This window comes from Microcoleus sp. BR0-C5, from assembly GCF_036705045.1.
Taxonomy (GTDB): Bacteria; Cyanobacteriota; Cyanobacteriia; order Cyanobacteriales; family Microcoleaceae; genus Microcoleus.
In genome coordinates this window covers 1-16,060 of sequence record NZ_JAUBTR010000085.1, presented here as the reverse complement: position 1 = coordinate 16,060, position 16,060 = coordinate 1, and the positions used below count along the sequence as shown (strand labels likewise).

The window sequence follows — 16,060 nt, the reverse complement described above, 5'->3', positions numbered from 1 at the left end:
CGGCCCGCAACAATTTCCGAGACAGAAACAGAGACAGCAGTCCGCAGGAATCGAGGGGCAATTACTACAAAGACAGAGACAAAGACAATAGCCCGCAGGAGTTCCGGGGCAACCATTTCAGAGACAGAGACAAGGACAGAGACACTCGCCCTGTTGACACTGCCTCAAATACAGTCGTGCAACCAGACGCAGACACAGACGACATGATTTACGGCCGCCATGCAGTGCAAGCGGCTTTAGAAACAAACCAAGTCCTCAACCGGATCTGGGTTGTCCCCCACCTGCGCTACGATCCCCGCTTTCACAGCTTGCTAACCGAAGCCAAAGCCAACGGCAGCATCATTGACGAAGTTGACGATTTGCGCCTCGACTACATCACGCGCAAAGCAAACCACCAAGGCGTAGCCGCTCAAGTATCAGCCTACGAATACCTGGATTTGAGCGAACTGATCGCAAAGGCTAAGTCGGCTTGCGAAGATCCAGTAATTGTGGTAGCAGAAGGACTCAACGACCCCCACAATCTAGGGGCGATTATTCGCACCGCAGAAGCATTGGGATCTCAGGGCATGGTGATTCCGCAGCGACGGGCTGTTGGGATTACCTCAGCAGTGAGAAAAGTGGCAGCAGGGGCACTGGAAAGCCTGCCCGTGGCGAGGGTTGTCAATCTTAACCGGGCGCTGGAAGAACTCAAAGAGGCTGGATTCTGGATTTATGGCACTGCAGCAGGCGTCGGTCAATCGGTAGAGACAGTCAAGTTCTCCGGGCCCACTGTTTTAGTGGTTGGTGGTGAAGCTGACGGTTTGAGCCTTTTGATACAGCGCGGATGTGACGGATTAGTTTCAATTCCTTTAAGGGGTCATACTCCTAGCCTGAATGTCTCCGTAGCAACGGGGATGGCTTTATACGAAATTTACCGCCAGCGTGGGCCCAAAAAGTTTCACGTACACGGCTCGTAAAGGTGGTTGAAAAAAAGAGCACAACAGAGTAGTTTATTGTCAATGCCGCCCAGAATGGAGTGGCACGACACCCGGAACAAGTAAGGATAGCCGATCGACTGTCGTTACTTGTTCAGGCGAAAGTAGATAGAAGAAGCCTAGCCCCTAGGTTCAAACAGGAATTCGACACAAATCTATTTAGATATATTTAAATAGGTTTGGATCGGTTCTTGGCAGCAGTCAGCCACGTGTAAATAACAAAAGCCTAGGCGTGTTCGCAGCACCCAGAAAACACCGTCAAATACATTAGAAAAGCAGATGAAAGAATTCTTAATTAGCTTGCTCAACTTTTTCGGATTGGCTTGGTGGGTTGAAGTTAAAACTTCAGCGCCGCGGTGCATTTACTATTTTGGCCCGTTCTTAACCGAGAAAGAGGCGGAATCTGCAAAAGCAGGATATGTAGAAGATATAGAAAATGAGGGGGCAGAAGGTGTTAGTGTTTCGATTCACCGCTGCAAACCAATTACTTTGACGGTTGCAGAAGATTTGGGAAAGCTTGGTGATGGAGGGCTGTGGCCGGTTTTGAGCGGTCAGTAGAAGCAGGGGAGTTTTGAGTTTTGAGAGGCCTACGCTTCCCTAGCAACGCTGTGCGGTTTTGAGTTGTGAGTTATAACTTCAAAACTGTTGAGTGTTGGGTGATTAATTGCTTGTGACCAACTCCAAACTTAAGACTAGTAATTGCCCACTGCTTCGGGGTGACTCTCAATCCAGCGATCAATGTCTGCGATTACCCGATCGGGAATTTCCCAAGGGAACAAGTGGGCTGTATTGGGATAACACTGCCACTGACAATCATGGAGGTGGCGGGCGGTTTCTAAACTGGATGCTGAGGTGATGTGCCGATCGCCCTCTCCGGCCAACACCAAGCTGGGACATTGAATGTCGGCCAGGTGCAGCAGTCGATCGTATCCAGCCCTCAGAGCGGTATTTAACGCCTGGGTGGCCGTGTTGGAAGTCTTGAGGTAGGCGGGGGTACCTGCCTGTGCTAAGTAGCGGTAAGGGGTGGCGTTATGCTGCTGTATCAAGTAGCGAAAGAGCGATCGCCTCGCAAAAGTATCAATATTCCACTGCCAACCCGGTATCACCCAATTGATAATTCCGGCTAAACCGGTGTAAAGGTTATCTTGCCAAGAGATGGGAGGATGACTTCCTCGCGGTTTGGCTGCGGATGCAAGGAGAATCAAACCTGTGACTCGCTGGGGATATTTCATGGCTAATTCCAGGGCTAAAATCCCTCCCAAAGACCATCCGATCACCAAACACCTATCGACTCCTAATCTGTCTAATAGTGCTTCTAAATCGACCAGATGATCGGTCATTTCAAAGAAAGTTGAGGTGCGGCTGTTGCCGTATCCGCGCAAGTCTGGGGCGATCGTCTGGAAGCGTTTTGATAGGTGTTCTGTGAAGACGGACATACAATCGCCGGAACCTGGATGGCCGTGCAAGCAGAGAATCGGAAATCCTTTGCCTTTGACGGAAACACTGAGTTGTTGATGCGGCATTTTTTAACTGTTTGGGCGGTGCGTTGTCCCCCGCTATAAATTGTATATTCCAGCGGTTAAAAGCTGGGGTTTCTAACCATGTAATCGGCAATTTTAGAAATAGACTGGCGCATTTGTAGCTCGCCGCTGCGGCTGTCAATCACAGTAATCACATAGGCCTCGTCGTCAATGCTCATCGCTAAAGTTGTGCCGAGTACCCAGGAATTTTGACCAGTTTTTTCCCCCAACCACTGAGCTTTAGTTCCTTCCAAGGCGGCAAATCCCAGAGCGTGATCGTACTGGCGGTTGAGAGTTTCTATTAACAGTTTAGCACCGGGTGTTTCGCCGTTGTAAATTTGCACCATCATTTCGGTGAGTTCGTTAGCAGTCACGCGGTTGCGACCGGAACCGGGGTTGGAGGGCATAATTCTTTCCCCCATTAATTTGAAGTTGACGCGGGTGACTTCGTAGCCGCTATTATCTAAATATTGATTGATGTAATCCGAACCTAAATAATCGATTAGTTGATTGGTGGCGATATTGCTGCTGCGATAGATCATTTCTTCTAACAGTAGCTGTAGCGGGTAATTGCGATTGGACCTAATCTTTGCCGATGCGTCTTCGGTGAAATTACCGCGAGTGACTAATACTTCCTGGTTCAGACTAATTTTTTCTTTTTCGACTTTTTGCATCAGGGCGACAGCAATCGGCAATTTAATTAAGCTGGCTGGACTGACAGGAGGTACATCGCCCCGCAGGTGCACACACTCTCTAGAAAGGTTGCAAATACCGATCGAAGCTTGAGCCGACAAACCGCTTTCCCGGGCAAGCACACCCAACAAATCAGATTTTGCTTGCTGCACTTGAAAGGTTGCTGCTGTTAAATTTTCCCGGTATTCTTGAGTTTTTGAGGCAGTGACGGAAGCTAAAAATGAATTTTGAGGAACTTCCTGCAAGTTGTTGAGGGCTTGATGCCAGAAAAATTGAGTTTGCTGCGAAGATTCGATCGACTTATTTGGCTGCTGTTTAGTTTCTACGGCTCTGTTGGCTAAACGCACTGCTTGCTGTAAGTTGTCCTTAGCCCTCTGTTCTACTAATATTTGAGCTTCTACCGCTTGCAACTGCTGTAGGAGTTGTTCTTGAGGATTGGCTGCGAAGGGAACTAAGCCGGAAAGGATGCTTGGTTCTGGGGAGGGAGAGGAGGGTTGTTCTAATTCGGTGATTAGCTGATCGCGAATTTTGTAGAGTTCGTCTAGGGAACGCGGGTTAGATGATTGAGAGAATGAACTTGCGATGGTTAACATCTGAACCAGTCCAATGCCGGCTACTACTGCCGCCATCTTGTTGGCGATCGACAAAAAACGCCTGAGTTCTGGCATATTTAACATCCTCAACACAACCAAATTCTATATAAGCAGCTATTGTTACATCAGTCAAACGGTTTTAGATTTTAGATAGGAGAACAAATCTAAAACCTAAAATCTAAAATCTAAAATGGTTTTGATCGCGCCAATGTGGCAAGATAACTAAAATAAAGGGAGCGATCGCACGAAAGCAATCAACCCCCTCTAAATATTGCGAACTATCTACTTTGTGCGTCGCCGTCGCCAGTCAGCACCCAAACGCTTGAGGTAATCCCAGCCACGTTGGGGCCAGACATGATCGCTACCAATCTTTTCGGCAATCCAGCGAGCGACTTTGGGGCCTGTCCAGTCTCCGCCGTCGGGGGCAGGGCCTTGCAGCGCTTGTCGCAGTTCTTCTTGCTGTTCAGGATTCAGCAAGGATTTTGCAGGAGGGGGCTGGCGGTCTCCGCTGCGATTTCTCACAGAGTTAGGCCCTTCTCGGTTATAGCGCTGGACAATTTCTTTGGCGTAGTCGTAGTTGAGGCCTACGACTTGCGCTGCTTGTTTGATAGTCCAATTTCGGGAAACTAACAACAGCAAGTGCCAGCGGCGCGACTCTGTGGTGTTTTGTGCCTGCCGGTAGCGAATTTTGAGTTCCTCTGCCGTCAGGTGGGATTCTAAGTGAGCTTTAGGTGGCATTCCTCCAACGGGGCATCGGGAACTTCTTACCATATATCTTGGGTTTTGGGGATAATTCCGGATGAAATTATTTTCCTGGGGATCGTTCGGGCAAATAAGTAGCTTTTTTTACCCCAGATGCACGCAGCTAGTCGCATTTGAGGAAGGGCTGCTGTTTTTTTGCAGGTGCGCGCAACAAAAGACCTCGGCGTGGCAGTGAGCGTTTCGAGCTTTTTTGTGAACCCCAGATTTCTGACAGCCTTTTTGACAATCAAGCATCCAGGATACCCGCCACGTGATTCATTCCGAAAGCAGACTCAGGACCCAGAAATAAAAAACCTGTATCCGATGAAACTTGCCGAACGTATTTATCTCGCGCAAGTCAACGCTTCAATTCTTTAATCTAAAATCTAAAATCTAAAATCGCGCAATCGATTGACCTCTGGCACAATGGGCGTAGATCGGAAAAGGTCGCTATTTTCTTCGATCGCGCCGCCATTAATTCAATCGGATGACTGATCTCATGTCCGATCGAGTGATTAAAAGGGCGGGTTTTTGAGATTGTCAATTATTTGCAGATATTTTCTGTGAGCCCGCCCCTACCGTATTAGGGTAATCGATCGGACATAATATGATAACTTTCAGTCATTTTTGACTAAAAAACTCCTCTTCATAATCTGCTCCTAATTATTAGGTAAGGTGCAGCCATAATCTTATATTTTATTTCTCCTAATTTTCTATTTTTAGTTTATATTTAACGCGATTAATCTAGTCAAAAATCAGCTTTATATGGTTCTAACTATGCTTTTAAAACTAAATTTACATAACAAAATAGGTAATTATTTTTCAAAAAAATTTAGGATAATCTGAATATTTCCCAAAATAAAGCAGTCATAATTTAGGAGTATTTGATTTTTTATGCCATGTTTTTATCCCATAAACCCAGGGTTGCTTCGAAGAGAAGCTAGGTTCTAATATTTGAGAATTTAGATGACAGAATTGGGAATAACTGATTTGCTAATGATTGTGATCTTGCCTACACATTCTTGGAGGCAGAACCTAATTATGTAGGGGCCGCATTGCACACCTTACCCCTTACTCATATAAATCTCGCGTCAAACCACTTTTTGCATCAGTCCTGATACAGTTGCATTCTTGGTTTGTTAAAAGATTAGGTAAAAAACTCGATCGCTATTTTGTGTTCGGTGGGATTTGGGGAATTTAATCTATTGTATATAAAATGACCGATCGCCCGTTAGCGGAGCCCTCTTCGAGGCTCGAACTTTCGCCACAAAAATAGCCGACTTTGCCTTCGGGCTGTAAGCAGGTACAATTGCCAGTTATATTAACTGTATTGTCTCAAAGTAGAAATGATAAAGGTACGAGCATGGCATCCATCCGCGAGTTGCACCGACAACTGGTCAATAAAGAACGCTCTGCTGTGGAAATTACTCAAGAAGCATTAGACCGAATTACCCAGCTAGAGCCGAAGTTGAAAAGCTTTCTGTGCGTGACGGCAGACAGCGCATTGGCGCAGGCCCATAAAGTGGATGCCCAAATCGCAGCCGGAGAGCAAATTGGCCTGTTGGCCGGTATCCCGATCGCCGTTAAAGATAATATGTGCACCGAGGGCGTTCCCACAACCTGCGCCTCTCGAATTTTGGAGAATTTTGTTCCTCCCTACGATGCCACCGTCGTCTCCAAACTCCAAGCAGCCGGTGCGGTGATTGTGGGTAAGGCGAATATGGACGAGTTTGCAATGGGGAGCTCGACGGAAACTTCTGCCTATCAAGTTACCGCGAATCCTTGGGACTTGGAGCGCGTGCCCGGAGGGTCTTCTGGCGGTTCTGCCGCAGCGGTAGCCGCCGGAGAATGCGTCGTGAGTTTGGGTTCGGATACTGGGGGCTCGATCCGCCAACCTGCTGCTTTTTGCGGGCTGGTGGGGCTGAAACCGACTTATGGGTTGGTTTCTCGCTACGGTTTGGTGGCCTATGCTTCTTCTCTCGATCAAATCGGGCCCTTTGGTCGGACTGTTGAGGATACGGCGATTTTGTTGGGGGCGATCGCGGGTTATGATCCGAGAGATTCCACGAGTCTTAATGTCCCAATTCCTGACTACGCTCAAGCTTTAAGACCCAGTTTGCGACCCAAGGGTCAGATTAGAATTGGTGTAATTAAAGAAACTTTTGGTGTAGGGTTGGAATCGGGGGTTAAAGACGCTGTTACTAAGGCGATCGAGCAATTTCAACAATTGGGCGCAGAAATTCAAGTCATTTCTTGTCCCCGGTTCCGCTACGGTTTGCCCACTTACTACATCATTGCTCCCTCGGAAGCTTCGGCAAATTTGGCGCGATATGATGGAGTCAAGTACGGTTTCCGGTCTCCAGACCCCGATAATCTTTTGGATATGTATGCCAAAACCCGCTCTCAAGGGTTCGGTGCGGAAGTTAAACGCCGGATTGCGATCGGCACTTACGTATTGTCGGCTGGATATTACGATGCCTATTATCTAAAAGCTCAAAAAGTTCGGACTTTGATTAAAGAAGACTTTGAAAAAGCTTTTTCTCAAGTTGATGTTTTAGTCTGTCCCACTGCTCCTACTACCGCATTTAAGGCAGGCGAAAAATTCAATGACCCCCTGAGTATGTATTTGTCAGATTTGATGACTATTCCGGTGAATCTTGCTGGTTTGCCAGCTTTGAGTTTGCCCTGCGGATTTGATGATAAAGGACTGCCCGTGGGTATACAACTGATTGGTAATGTTTTGCAAGAATCTCGGCTGTTTCAGGTGGCTCACGCTTACGAACAGTCTACGAATTGGCACTTACACCACCCCGAATTGCATTAATTTTTGAAAATCGGCGGAATACGGTGGCGGAAGTTAGTAATCGATCTTGGCTAATTGTCTGAATTAATAATTTGCCATTAGCTTTTGAGCGATCTCTAATTTCCCGCGTGCTCTATCTATGAACAATCTGCTAGTATTCCTTTTGTCTAAATCGCTAATAGCTTTTGGGATAGTTTTGGCCGTTGCTTATTCTGCTGCTTGTGTATTCCTCTTTGTAGCGCAAGGTAAGTTTATCTTTTTTCCCGCGCGCGCGATCGAAACTACGCCAGATGCTTTTCAGTTGAAATATCAAGATGTTTGGTTGCCAATTTCAACTAAAACAGGCGCGGTGGAAAGCGTACACGGGTGGTGGATTCCTGCCTCGGAAACCCCCCCCAGCCCCCCCTTGCTAAGGGGGGGAGCAAGAAAGGGGGAGGCTGTTCCCTCTGTTAACACCGGAGACTCGGATACCCCCCCCAGCCCCCCCTTGCCAAGGGGGGGAGCTAGAGGAGTCGGAACGTCCCCGCAAAGTGAGAGACCGGCAGTCGCTCCGGTTCTCCCCCTTAACAAGGGGGGGTTAGGGGCAGGGCTGTTTGATTCTCACCAAAAACGAGGTTTTTGTAGGGGTAGTGCCCCCGTGCCTACCCCCGCCACCAACCATCGAATGGGGGTTTCAGGCCAAAAGGGCAGGCACGGGGGCACGGCCCCTACCAAGAATGAAACCGCCCTGGGGTTAGGGGGGGTAGTTTTGTACCTGCACGGCAATGCTTCAAATGTGGGATCAAATGTCGAACACGCTTATCGATTTCATGGGTTAGGTTTGTCGGTATTTGTGATGGATTATCGTGGTTATGGAAAAAGCCAGGGCGATTTTCCGAGTGAATCTCAGGTTTATGAGGATGCTCAGCTTGCTTGGGATTATTTGGTGAAACAGCGGGGGATTAACCCGAATCAAATTTATCTCTACGGTCATTCTTTGGGAGGGGCGATCGCGATCGATCTAGCCGTGCGTCACCCGGAGGCGGCAGGGGTAATCGTAGAAGGCTCTTTTACTTCCACGCGGGCGATGGTGAATTTCCAAAAAGGGCTGTTTTGGATGTTTCCGATCGATTTTTTGCTGACACAGCGGTTTGATTCTCTTTCAAAAGTCGATCGCCTGCAAATGCCCGTGCTGTTTATTCACGGGGCTGCTGACAATGTAGTTCCAGTGGAAATGACCAAAAAACTGTTTGATGCAGCACCTGAACCCAAACAGTTGTACATAGTTCCTGATGGAGGTCACACTAATGTGGCACAGATCGGGGGCGCAGAATATCTGCAAATACTGAGCCAATTTTTAGGTTCTTCAAAGTAGATAAAAGCTATTGGCGGTAACAGGTTTAGTTTAATATCTGTACCGCCTACTCGCACTTCTAACAGTACATATTAAACAGAGCAGTTATCGCGATGATACTACTTAGTAGAACCTTAATACATTAAGCCACCAGTCATTTAAGGCATAGCAGTAATTGCAGTAATTGTTCGTGCTTATAGCTTGTTCTTTCTTAACTTCGCAGCCGCGCCGAGAGGTTTTTCTGTTCGGCATCCTGGCGCCACAGAGATTGGCATCTGTAAGATTAGTTTTGTTCAATCTCGCATCCCTCAAGTCGGCAGATCTAAGGTCGGCACCGCTGAGATTTGCACCGCTTAAATCGGCTTCTTGGAGGTCGGCACCCCTGAGATTTGCACCGCTTAAATCGGCATTTCTCAGGTCGGTTCTACTTAGTTTAGCGGCGCTCAAATTACTGCATTTTAAATTAGCCAACTGGAGCGATGCGTCTCGCAGAAAACTCTCGCTGAGGTTGGCATTTTCTAAGTTGGCTCCCCTGATGTCGGCCCTGCTCATGTCGGCTTTGCTGAGGTCGGCGTCGGCCAACAAGGCGTTTCTCATGTTGGCGTTGTTTAAATTAGCTTCCATTAAGTCAGCCGCAGTCAAGTCGGCATCAACTAAGTCGGCCCTGTTGAGAGTGGCGCGGCTCAAGGAAGCGCCAAACAAATCTGCACGGCTCAAGGAAGCGCCAAATAAGTCGCATCCGGGACATCCTCTGGTTTCTAGCAGCCGCTTTACTAGAGACAGATTTTGAGCTGGTAAGGGAAGTGCGGCGCAAAATGGGAGTAGCATTATCGCTGCAGTCAGAATTTTCAGTTTGATTTTGGTCATAGTCTTGGTAAGTCCTGTAACTGCCTTTCATCACCGATTTGTCTGCTGGACTTACGCGCGGGAGACCAAAAACCCGGTTTCCTCGTTAATTCATCGCTGTCCAACCCAAGATTCTAAGCAGAAACTGGGTGGTTTGCGTAAGTCCTAGTCTAGTGGATGGACGCGGCTCGACGGTGTAAGGTTCGATCGCGCTTACGGATATTACTTACGCCTTGGGGATGAAATCCCGCACATCAAGGCTCCCTTGCAGCGAACGGCGATCGACCGGAGGCGCTAAATACCAGGGATTCTGGAGCTGGCGACGGCGGAGGCAAGTGACCGACTCCGACAACGGATAAGTATTGGTAATCGATGCAGTGGGATTTTGCTGCCGAGGGCGATCGTTCTCCCTACAGGCGATCGGTAAATAAGCCAATTGGCTTAGACTCTTAAGACATATTGCTGATGCGCTGCCTTCTCTAAAAAAGATAGCATTTTTGTGTGATCCCCGAAATAATACCGAGCAAGCCAGTATAAAAAAAATACCAAATGTCTCGGCGGGTAGGAAAATTGGGTACAGCTAATACTTTCAGACGAGGAAAATAGATGTCGAACAGCATAGATCAACTTGCAGAAGGTGGCCGGGGGATCAAAATCATGTGGCAGATTGCAGACGAGATCAGTTACACCCGGACTCTCGACAATCGAAATTGTTTGTGGCTGAGTAAAAGTTACGAAGTAGAAGATCGCACTCGATCGCAAAATATAAAAAAAGCTAGCGTTTTAGATGGGTTAATGAATTTATTAAACACATGGGATTGGCAGACTGAAACAGAGCAGGAAGAAGAGCTGCATGAAACTTGTATTCAACATATTAGCCTGCAAGTCAACACAGATGTCAATGCTTTAACTCAAGTTTTGTTGTGGTTTGAGCAGTTGAAAGATTTATCGCTCCCCAATGAGGTTTGGTGTAAGTTTCAGTTGGCGTTGGCTGAAGGTTTCAGAAATGCAGTTCGCCACGCTCACAAAAATCTGCCAGTAGAAACTCCTGTTCAACTGGAAATTAGGGTGTTTAACGGACGGTTGGAACTCAAAGTTTGGGATTGCGGCCCGTGTTTTGATTTTGATGCTAAGCTAAAGGAAATTCTGGCAGCAGATAGAAATAACGGCTTGGATTTAGAGGTTTTGAACGATGCTTGCTTGATGCCTAGCAGACAGAAAAGTTTAGAACCGTCTCTATTTCTAATTGCTGGGTAGCTTTGGGGTGAGGGACAATTAACAGACTGGCACGGTGAAAAATGTGTTATTCTAAAAACGGTGTTAGGGGAAAAGTTACGGGTTTTGTCTCCGCGTGGGTGAGGGGTTTTGAATACTGCCGACCTGCTGCGGCTTGGGTTAAGAGCTATTGTCTTGGGTGATTCTATAACAGTTCGATAGAAACGGGTGTATCTGTCGAATTAAATATTAAAAACTAAACATTAAAAGTTAAAAATTATTCACACTAATTTTTGAGCTTTTAATTTATGGCAATCCTTGCAGGAGTCGTACAAAGATGTAGGGGTAGTGCCTTTCTTTGCCTACCCCTGCCTCATGGGGGCAACCGGGCGTGGGTTTTGCCCCTACAAGAATTACACAAATGATTGAGAATTGCTGTATCATAGTATCTGGTCGCTCACCAATTACTAATGATTTCCAAAGAAACTTTATTTGTTCTGTCTCTATTTCCCTACTTGGGATTTCTCTGGTTTTTGACTCGATCGGGAAAAACACCCCGTTTAGCTCTGATGGGATTTTACGGCACTCTCGTTTTTGTAGCGGTGACGATTCCCGCCGCAATTTACGCAAAAGTTACCTACAACGAGTCACTAGCAAATGTCGATTGGCTTCACGGTTCTGCGGAACTATTCTTAACACTTGCCAATATTTTATTAGTTTTAGGCTTTAGAGAAGCTGTGATTAAAGCCAAAGCATCCTCACAAGAATAAACTTGAGAGGGTAGTCGGGATTAATCCGAAACTTTGATTTGACTAGCGTCTGTTTAGTTGGGCGATATAATTGACATACTGGTGAAGGCGATCGGTGCTAGTGTCAAGTAAACGACTGGCCCAAGAATGTACATTAAGTTGCGAGCGCATTTCTCGAAACACCGCAGCATCTCCGCGATTGTCTAGAGGAAAAACCCAAGCATCAAATTTAGCCGACTTGAGACGGCTAACAGTTCCCTCGCCATCTTGCACCCACAATTGACGGTTAATGCGAAAGGGTTGACAGGAATATTCACCGACAACAATTCCCCCCACAGAAACGCTAGCATCTTCTCCCCCATAGGAAAGTTCTTCCAAAAGGGCTTTGAGGTCATTGAGTTTTTCCCCGTCTTGTACTTGCTGCAGTGTAAGCTTGACAATCACCATTTCTAAAACTTCCACAGGTTTTGTCGATCGTACAACGTTGACTTGTTCCGCCTGCCAATGGTTATTTATTTCCGGTTCCGCCCTCTCGATTTCCTCTTCAACCTGTACTGTTTCAACGGGCTTTGCAGTGTCTACAATTATCTGAATTTCCTCCCCATCTTTCTCAAGTTTTCCACTAATCAGTAATATCGCATTCTCTACAATGTAAGGTTTCACTTGTTCGTAAGCCTTGGGGAACACCACAGCTTTTATTTGAGCTGTCAAATCTTCTAATTGCAAAATTGCCATCGAATCGCCTTTTTTTGTCACTACCAGTTTGATAGCGCTGAGCATGACAATAACTGATACTTTCCCCTTTTTATCTGCTAACTGTTCGAGAGTCACAACATCGGGGTCTTCGTTTACTTGCATGAGAAACTTTAGGGGATGTTCTGACACATAAAAGCCAAGCAGTTCTTTTTCTAAACGCAATTTCTCCTGTTTTTCATAATCTTTTATTAATTTAGATTTTGGCGCGGACTCATAGGTATTGACCGACTTCCCAAAGCTATTCGCACCTAACAAGTCAAAAAGATTACCTTGGCCGCTTTCTCGGTCTCTTTTGCGCTCTTGCGCCCATTTAATCACCCCTTCGAGGTCGTGTACTAATTGATTGCGGTTGTGTTCAATTTTATCAAAAGCACCGCATTGAATTAATGCTTCTAAAGCGCGGCGGTTGACAGAATGGAGATTTACGCGATCGCACAAATCAGCCAACGATTTAAACTTACCCCCTTCCTGCCGCGCAGCCAAAATATTTTCAATGGCCGCTTCTCCCACATTTTTAACAGCAGAAATTCCAAACAAAATTTTATCTTTTGCAGAGCCAGTCATTTGTTTGGGCAGCGGTGTAAAAGTAAGTTCCGAGCTATTAACATCTGGCGGCTCAACCTCAATACCCAGCTTGAGACAATTGGCAATATATTTCTGTACTTTATCCTGATCGCCCCTGTTAGCAGTCAGCAGTGCCGCCATGTATTCTACAGGATAATTCGCCTTTAAATAAGCCGTTTGATACGTGATATAGGCATAGGCCATTGAATGGGATTTATTAAAACAATATTCCGCGAATTGTAGCATCTGCGCGAACAACTTTTCAGCAATTCTTTGGCTAACTCCATTCTTAGTTGCCCCATCGATAAACGTTTCCTTTTGCTTCTGCATTTCATCAGCTTTCTTCTTGCCCATTGCGCGCCGCAGCAAGTCCGCTTGACCCAAAGAATAGCCCGCCAAATCTTGAGCCATCCGCATAATTTGCTCTTGAAAACAAAGGGTTCCGTAAGTCTCTTTTAAAATCGGTTCCAATAGCGGATGATCGTACTCAACAGCTTTACCGTGCTTGCAGTCAATAAACTGAGGAATCAACCCTGCATCCAGCGGCCCGGGTCGGTAAAGTGCCAAAATAGAAGAAATATCATCCAGACAAGAAGGTTTAAGTTTTTTCACGACATCCAGCATTCCAGATGATTCTAACTGAAAAATACCTTCTAAATCTCCTCTTTCTAAAAGTCTATAGGTTTTATCTACATCATCGGGTAACTTTTTGATTCTGCCAAAAGTCTCTTGAGCTCTGCGCTCAATATCAGAAGGTAGCATTTCTGGATCGACAATTAGATTTTGGGTTTGCTTAATATAATCAACAGTTTTTTGGAGCGTTGTTAAATTTTTCAATCCCAAAAAGTCCATTTTTAGCAGCCCCAAAAATTCCAAATCTTCCATGAAATATTGGGTAATCACAGCCCCCTCATTATTCTTTTGCAGCGGTACAAGTTCATCCAAGGGCTCTGAAGAAATTACCACACCTGCCGCGTGAACACCATAGGTTTTGTTGGTTCCCTCAATACGAATTGCCATGTCAATCCACTGACGAACGGGGACTTCAGTACCAGTTTCTGCATTTATGCAAATTGTATTTTCATAGTTCTCTTTAAATTCCAGTGCAGGTGTGTCATCGGAAATCATCACTTTAAGTTTTTCCGGTTTTCCCCTGGACACGGGAATTAATTTTGCCATTTCATCTGCTTTTTTGTAGGGAATACCTAACACCCTAGCAACATCTTTCAAGACAGCTTTTGATGTCATTCTGTTGAAAGTAATAATTTGCGCTACGCGCTCGCTACCATATTTTTCCGTAACGTATTTAATCATGTCGTCCCGCCTTTCTATGCAGAAATCGCTATCAATATCTGGCATAGATTTCCGTTCCGGATTGAGAAATCGCTCGAATAGTAATCCGTGGTGTACCGGGTCTATATTGGTGATTTTGAGGACGTAGGCAACTAGAGAACCTGCGGCAGAACCGCGTCCTGGCCCTACTGGGATCTCGTTGTCTCTAGCATATTTTATGTAGTCCCAAACTACTAAAAAGTATTCCGAAAATCCCATCTGCTGAAGCATTTTCAGTTCGTATTCTAGTCTTTGTTTGTAGACTGGGGGGATTTCATTTCTGGTTCTGGCTTTGAGCCGTTCTAACAGTCCCAGCCAGGATATTTCTTCTACATAAGTATCGGCTGTATGTTCAGGAGGAATTGGAATTGTGGGAATCCGAGCTTCTCCTGTGAGCTCGTATCTCGATACTTTATTTGCGACCTCTAGGGTATTTTCGATCGCCTCTTTGATTGTTTCATCATCCAAATGGTCTCGAAACAGTTGCGCCATCTCCTCTGCGGACTTAAGGTATTCAGTACCGCTGTAGCGCATCCGCTTGTCTTCTTCAATCAGTTTGTTGGTGTTAATGCACAGCAAAGCATCGTGTGCTTCTACGTCGTTGCAGGAAATATAGTGAGAATCATTGGTGGCAATTATTTTAATGTTGAGTTCGCGGGCAATTTTGACGATTTCAACATTAACAATCCGGTCTTCCGGGGAACCGTGGTCTTGAATTTCTATATAGTAATCTTCCCCAAATACTTCTTTATACCATGTGGCTACTTCACGGGCAGCATCTAGCTTGTTTTGCAGAATCATTTGGGGAACTTCCCCGCCCAAACAAGCACTGGTAACAATTAAACCTTCGGAGTATTGTTTGAGCAGTTCCTTGTTGATGCAAGGTCGGGCAAAAATACCTCTTTCTGGCATTCCCTTTAAATGGGAAATTGTGGTGAGTTTGACGAGATTTTTATAACCTTGGGTATTTTTAGCTAAAACAACTTGATGGTATTTTCTTCTACCTCGAACTTTTACTTCAATGTCGCCGTTGACTACATACATTTCATTGCCAATAATCGGCTTAATATTTTTATTTCGGCAAACTTTGATGAGTTCGATCGCCCCGTACATCACCCCGTGGTCTGTAAGGGCGATCGCGGGCATCCCCAATTCCACCGCCCGTTCTGCGAGCTGTTGTAGCTGAGACGCCCCATCTAGCAGGCTATAATCGCTATGAATGTGCAAACCAACGAAGGACATAGGGATTTTAGATTTTAGATTTTAGATTTTAGATTCTACACTATCCGCGTGGCAAAGTGTAAAATAAAAAAACAAACTTTTATGTTACTTTTGAGATAATTTTGCTAGGGGATACGAGGCCGCAGCGCATCAGTTCGCCTCCGCCGTATTTGTTAACAATTATCAATTGTTGAGTTACAAGTTCAAACTTATACGTTAAAATCTTGATTGCTATAGTTAACCCTTTTTTCTCACTCTACACATAGGAAAAGTGGAAATAAGGGATATTGAGGTTTTGAAAAATTGAACGACTTAAATTATTGACAAGCATTTGAAGTTTAAAAAAGCCCTCGGATAACTTAGGAACAGTAAAAACTTATAGCCAAGGTTTAATAAAGTTAAATATTACAAATCGTTGAAGTATTAAACGGAGGTTGTTAAGAATATTCTGACACCCCTTTCCTTTATCCCACCCAGGATGGGATGAAAAATTAGATTCAGATTGTGGTGGTAATTTTAGCAGTTGTTCTGAGTGGAGACTAACCATCAAATAAGCGCTAAAAAAAATCCACCATCTTTCTATTTGTGGATAATTAGTTAAGCGAAAATCTGCCCATCCTAATTCGTTTTTACTTTGCTTCAAACGTATCCCCTCAATAATCCGTGGGTAGCCAATCAAGAGAAATGCTATGACCACAACCGCTTGCTCCCGGTCATCAT

The 16,060-nt window shown here is 45.5% G+C and carries 12 protein-coding genes and 1 pseudogene; 6 read left to right on the top strand and 7 right to left on the bottom strand.

The annotated features are described in order from the left end of the window. Window positions 1-956: 23S rRNA (guanosine(2251)-2'-O)-methyltransferase RlmB (gene rlmB, locus QUB08_RS27395; RefSeq protein ID WP_333228857.1), on the top strand; the 956-nt coding region annotated here is incomplete at its 5' end. A 297-nt stretch (window positions 957-1,253) separates the two neighbouring features. Beyond that, on the top strand, window positions 1,254-1,532 hold the full coding sequence (locus QUB08_RS27390; protein WP_333228855.1) for a DUF1816 domain-containing protein: 279 nt from the start codon (window positions 1,254-1,256) through the stop codon (window positions 1,530-1,532). A 134-nt stretch (window positions 1,533-1,666) separates the two neighbouring features. On the opposite strand, the gene QUB08_RS27385 is transcribed toward QUB08_RS27390, so the two are convergent. From QUB08_RS27385 to QUB08_RS27375, 3 genes are all read right to left on the bottom strand, one after another. Next, window positions 1,667-2,497: an alpha/beta hydrolase gene (locus QUB08_RS27385; protein WP_333228853.1), complete on the bottom strand. Its 831-nt coding sequence runs from the start codon at window positions 2,495-2,497 to the stop codon at window positions 1,667-1,669. A 56-nt stretch (window positions 2,498-2,553) separates the two neighbouring features. Next, a complete protein-coding gene (locus QUB08_RS27380) occupies window positions 2,554-3,855 on the bottom strand; it encodes a serine hydrolase (RefSeq protein WP_333228851.1) in 1,302 nt (433 codons plus the stop codon). 207 nt (window positions 3,856-4,062) lie between these two features. Next, window positions 4,063-4,518 (bottom strand): helix-turn-helix domain-containing protein, encoded by a 456-nt coding sequence (locus QUB08_RS27375; RefSeq protein ID WP_333228849.1) that lies wholly within the window; start codon window positions 4,516-4,518, stop codon window positions 4,063-4,065. A 1,366-nt stretch (window positions 4,519-5,884) separates the two neighbouring features. Between QUB08_RS27375 and gatA the strand changes: the two genes are divergently transcribed. Together gatA and QUB08_RS27365 are read left to right on the top strand one after the other, a co-directional pair. Next, window positions 5,885-7,345 (top strand): Asp-tRNA(Asn)/Glu-tRNA(Gln) amidotransferase subunit GatA, encoded by a 1,461-nt coding sequence (gene gatA, locus QUB08_RS27370; protein WP_333228869.1) that lies wholly within the window; start codon window positions 5,885-5,887, stop codon window positions 7,343-7,345. A gap of 142 nt (window positions 7,346-7,487) precedes the next feature. After that, window positions 7,488-8,678 carry an alpha/beta fold hydrolase gene (locus tag QUB08_RS27365; RefSeq protein WP_333228847.1) on the top strand — a complete coding sequence of 397 codons (1,191 nt, stop codon included), beginning with the start codon at window positions 7,488-7,490 and terminating at the stop codon, window positions 8,676-8,678. Between the two features lie 102 nt (window positions 8,679-8,780). Here the strand turns inward: QUB08_RS27365 and QUB08_RS27360 are convergent, their stop codons facing one another. Beyond that, window positions 8,781-9,485: a pentapeptide repeat-containing protein gene (locus QUB08_RS27360; RefSeq protein ID WP_333228845.1), complete on the bottom strand. Its 705-nt coding sequence runs from the start codon at window positions 9,483-9,485 to the stop codon at window positions 8,781-8,783. 244 nt (window positions 9,486-9,729) lie between these two features. Continuing rightward, window positions 9,730-9,939 (bottom strand): hypothetical protein, encoded by a 210-nt coding sequence (locus QUB08_RS27355; RefSeq protein ID WP_333228843.1) that lies wholly within the window; start codon window positions 9,937-9,939, stop codon window positions 9,730-9,732. Window positions 9,940-10,109: 170 nt separating this feature from the next. Here QUB08_RS27355 and QUB08_RS27350 point away from each other — a divergent pair, with 170 nt between their 5' ends. Then, window positions 10,110-10,760, top strand: coding sequence for an ATP-binding protein (locus QUB08_RS27350; RefSeq protein ID WP_333228841.1), 651 nt, complete (start codon window positions 10,110-10,112; stop codon window positions 10,758-10,760). A 428-nt stretch (window positions 10,761-11,188) separates the two neighbouring features. After that, entirely contained in the window at window positions 11,189-11,488 is a 300-nt protein-coding gene (locus QUB08_RS27345) for a DUF3593 domain-containing protein (protein WP_333205094.1), read from the top strand. A gap of 42 nt (window positions 11,489-11,530) precedes the next feature. Here QUB08_RS27345 and QUB08_RS27340 read toward each other — a convergent pair whose 3' ends face one another. Both QUB08_RS27340 and QUB08_RS27335 read right to left on the bottom strand, forming a co-directional pair. After that, entirely contained in the window at window positions 11,531-15,361 is a 3,831-nt protein-coding gene (locus QUB08_RS27340; protein WP_333228840.1) for a DNA polymerase III subunit alpha, read from the bottom strand. 235 nt (window positions 15,362-15,596) lie between these two features. Then, window positions 15,597-15,983: pseudogene (locus tag QUB08_RS27335) on the bottom strand (IS701 family transposase); the annotation flags it as partial. Between the last annotated feature and the right edge of the window lie 77 nt (window positions 15,984-16,060).

Excerpts from the sequence above, each read along its gene's own strand:
- QUB08_RS27390 (WP_333228855.1), top strand. The coding sequence starts at position 1,254 with ATGAAAGAATTCTTAATTAGCTTGCTCAACTTTTTCGGATTGGCTTGG.
- QUB08_RS27385 (WP_333228853.1), bottom strand. The coding sequence starts at position 2,497 with ATGCCGCATCAACAACTCAGTGTTTCCGTCAAAGGCAAAGGATTTCCG.
- QUB08_RS27380 (WP_333228851.1), bottom strand. The coding sequence starts at position 3,855 with ATGCCAGAACTCAGGCGTTTTTTGTCGATCGCCAACAAGATGGCGGCA.
- QUB08_RS27375 (WP_333228849.1), bottom strand. The coding sequence starts at position 4,518 with ATGCCACCTAAAGCTCACTTAGAATCCCACCTGACGGCAGAGGAACTC.
- gatA (WP_333228869.1), top strand. The coding sequence starts at position 5,885 with ATGGCATCCATCCGCGAGTTGCACCGACAACTGGTCAATAAAGAACGC.
- QUB08_RS27360 (WP_333228845.1), bottom strand. The coding sequence starts at position 9,485 with ATGCTACTCCCATTTTGCGCCGCACTTCCCTTACCAGCTCAAAATCTG.
- QUB08_RS27350 (WP_333228841.1), top strand. The coding sequence starts at position 10,110 with ATGTCGAACAGCATAGATCAACTTGCAGAAGGTGGCCGGGGGATCAAA.
- QUB08_RS27345 (WP_333205094.1), top strand. The coding sequence starts at position 11,189 with ATGATTTCCAAAGAAACTTTATTTGTTCTGTCTCTATTTCCCTACTTG.
- QUB08_RS27340 (WP_333228840.1), bottom strand. The coding sequence starts at position 15,361 with ATGTCCTTCGTTGGTTTGCACATTCATAGCGATTATAGCCTGCTAGAT.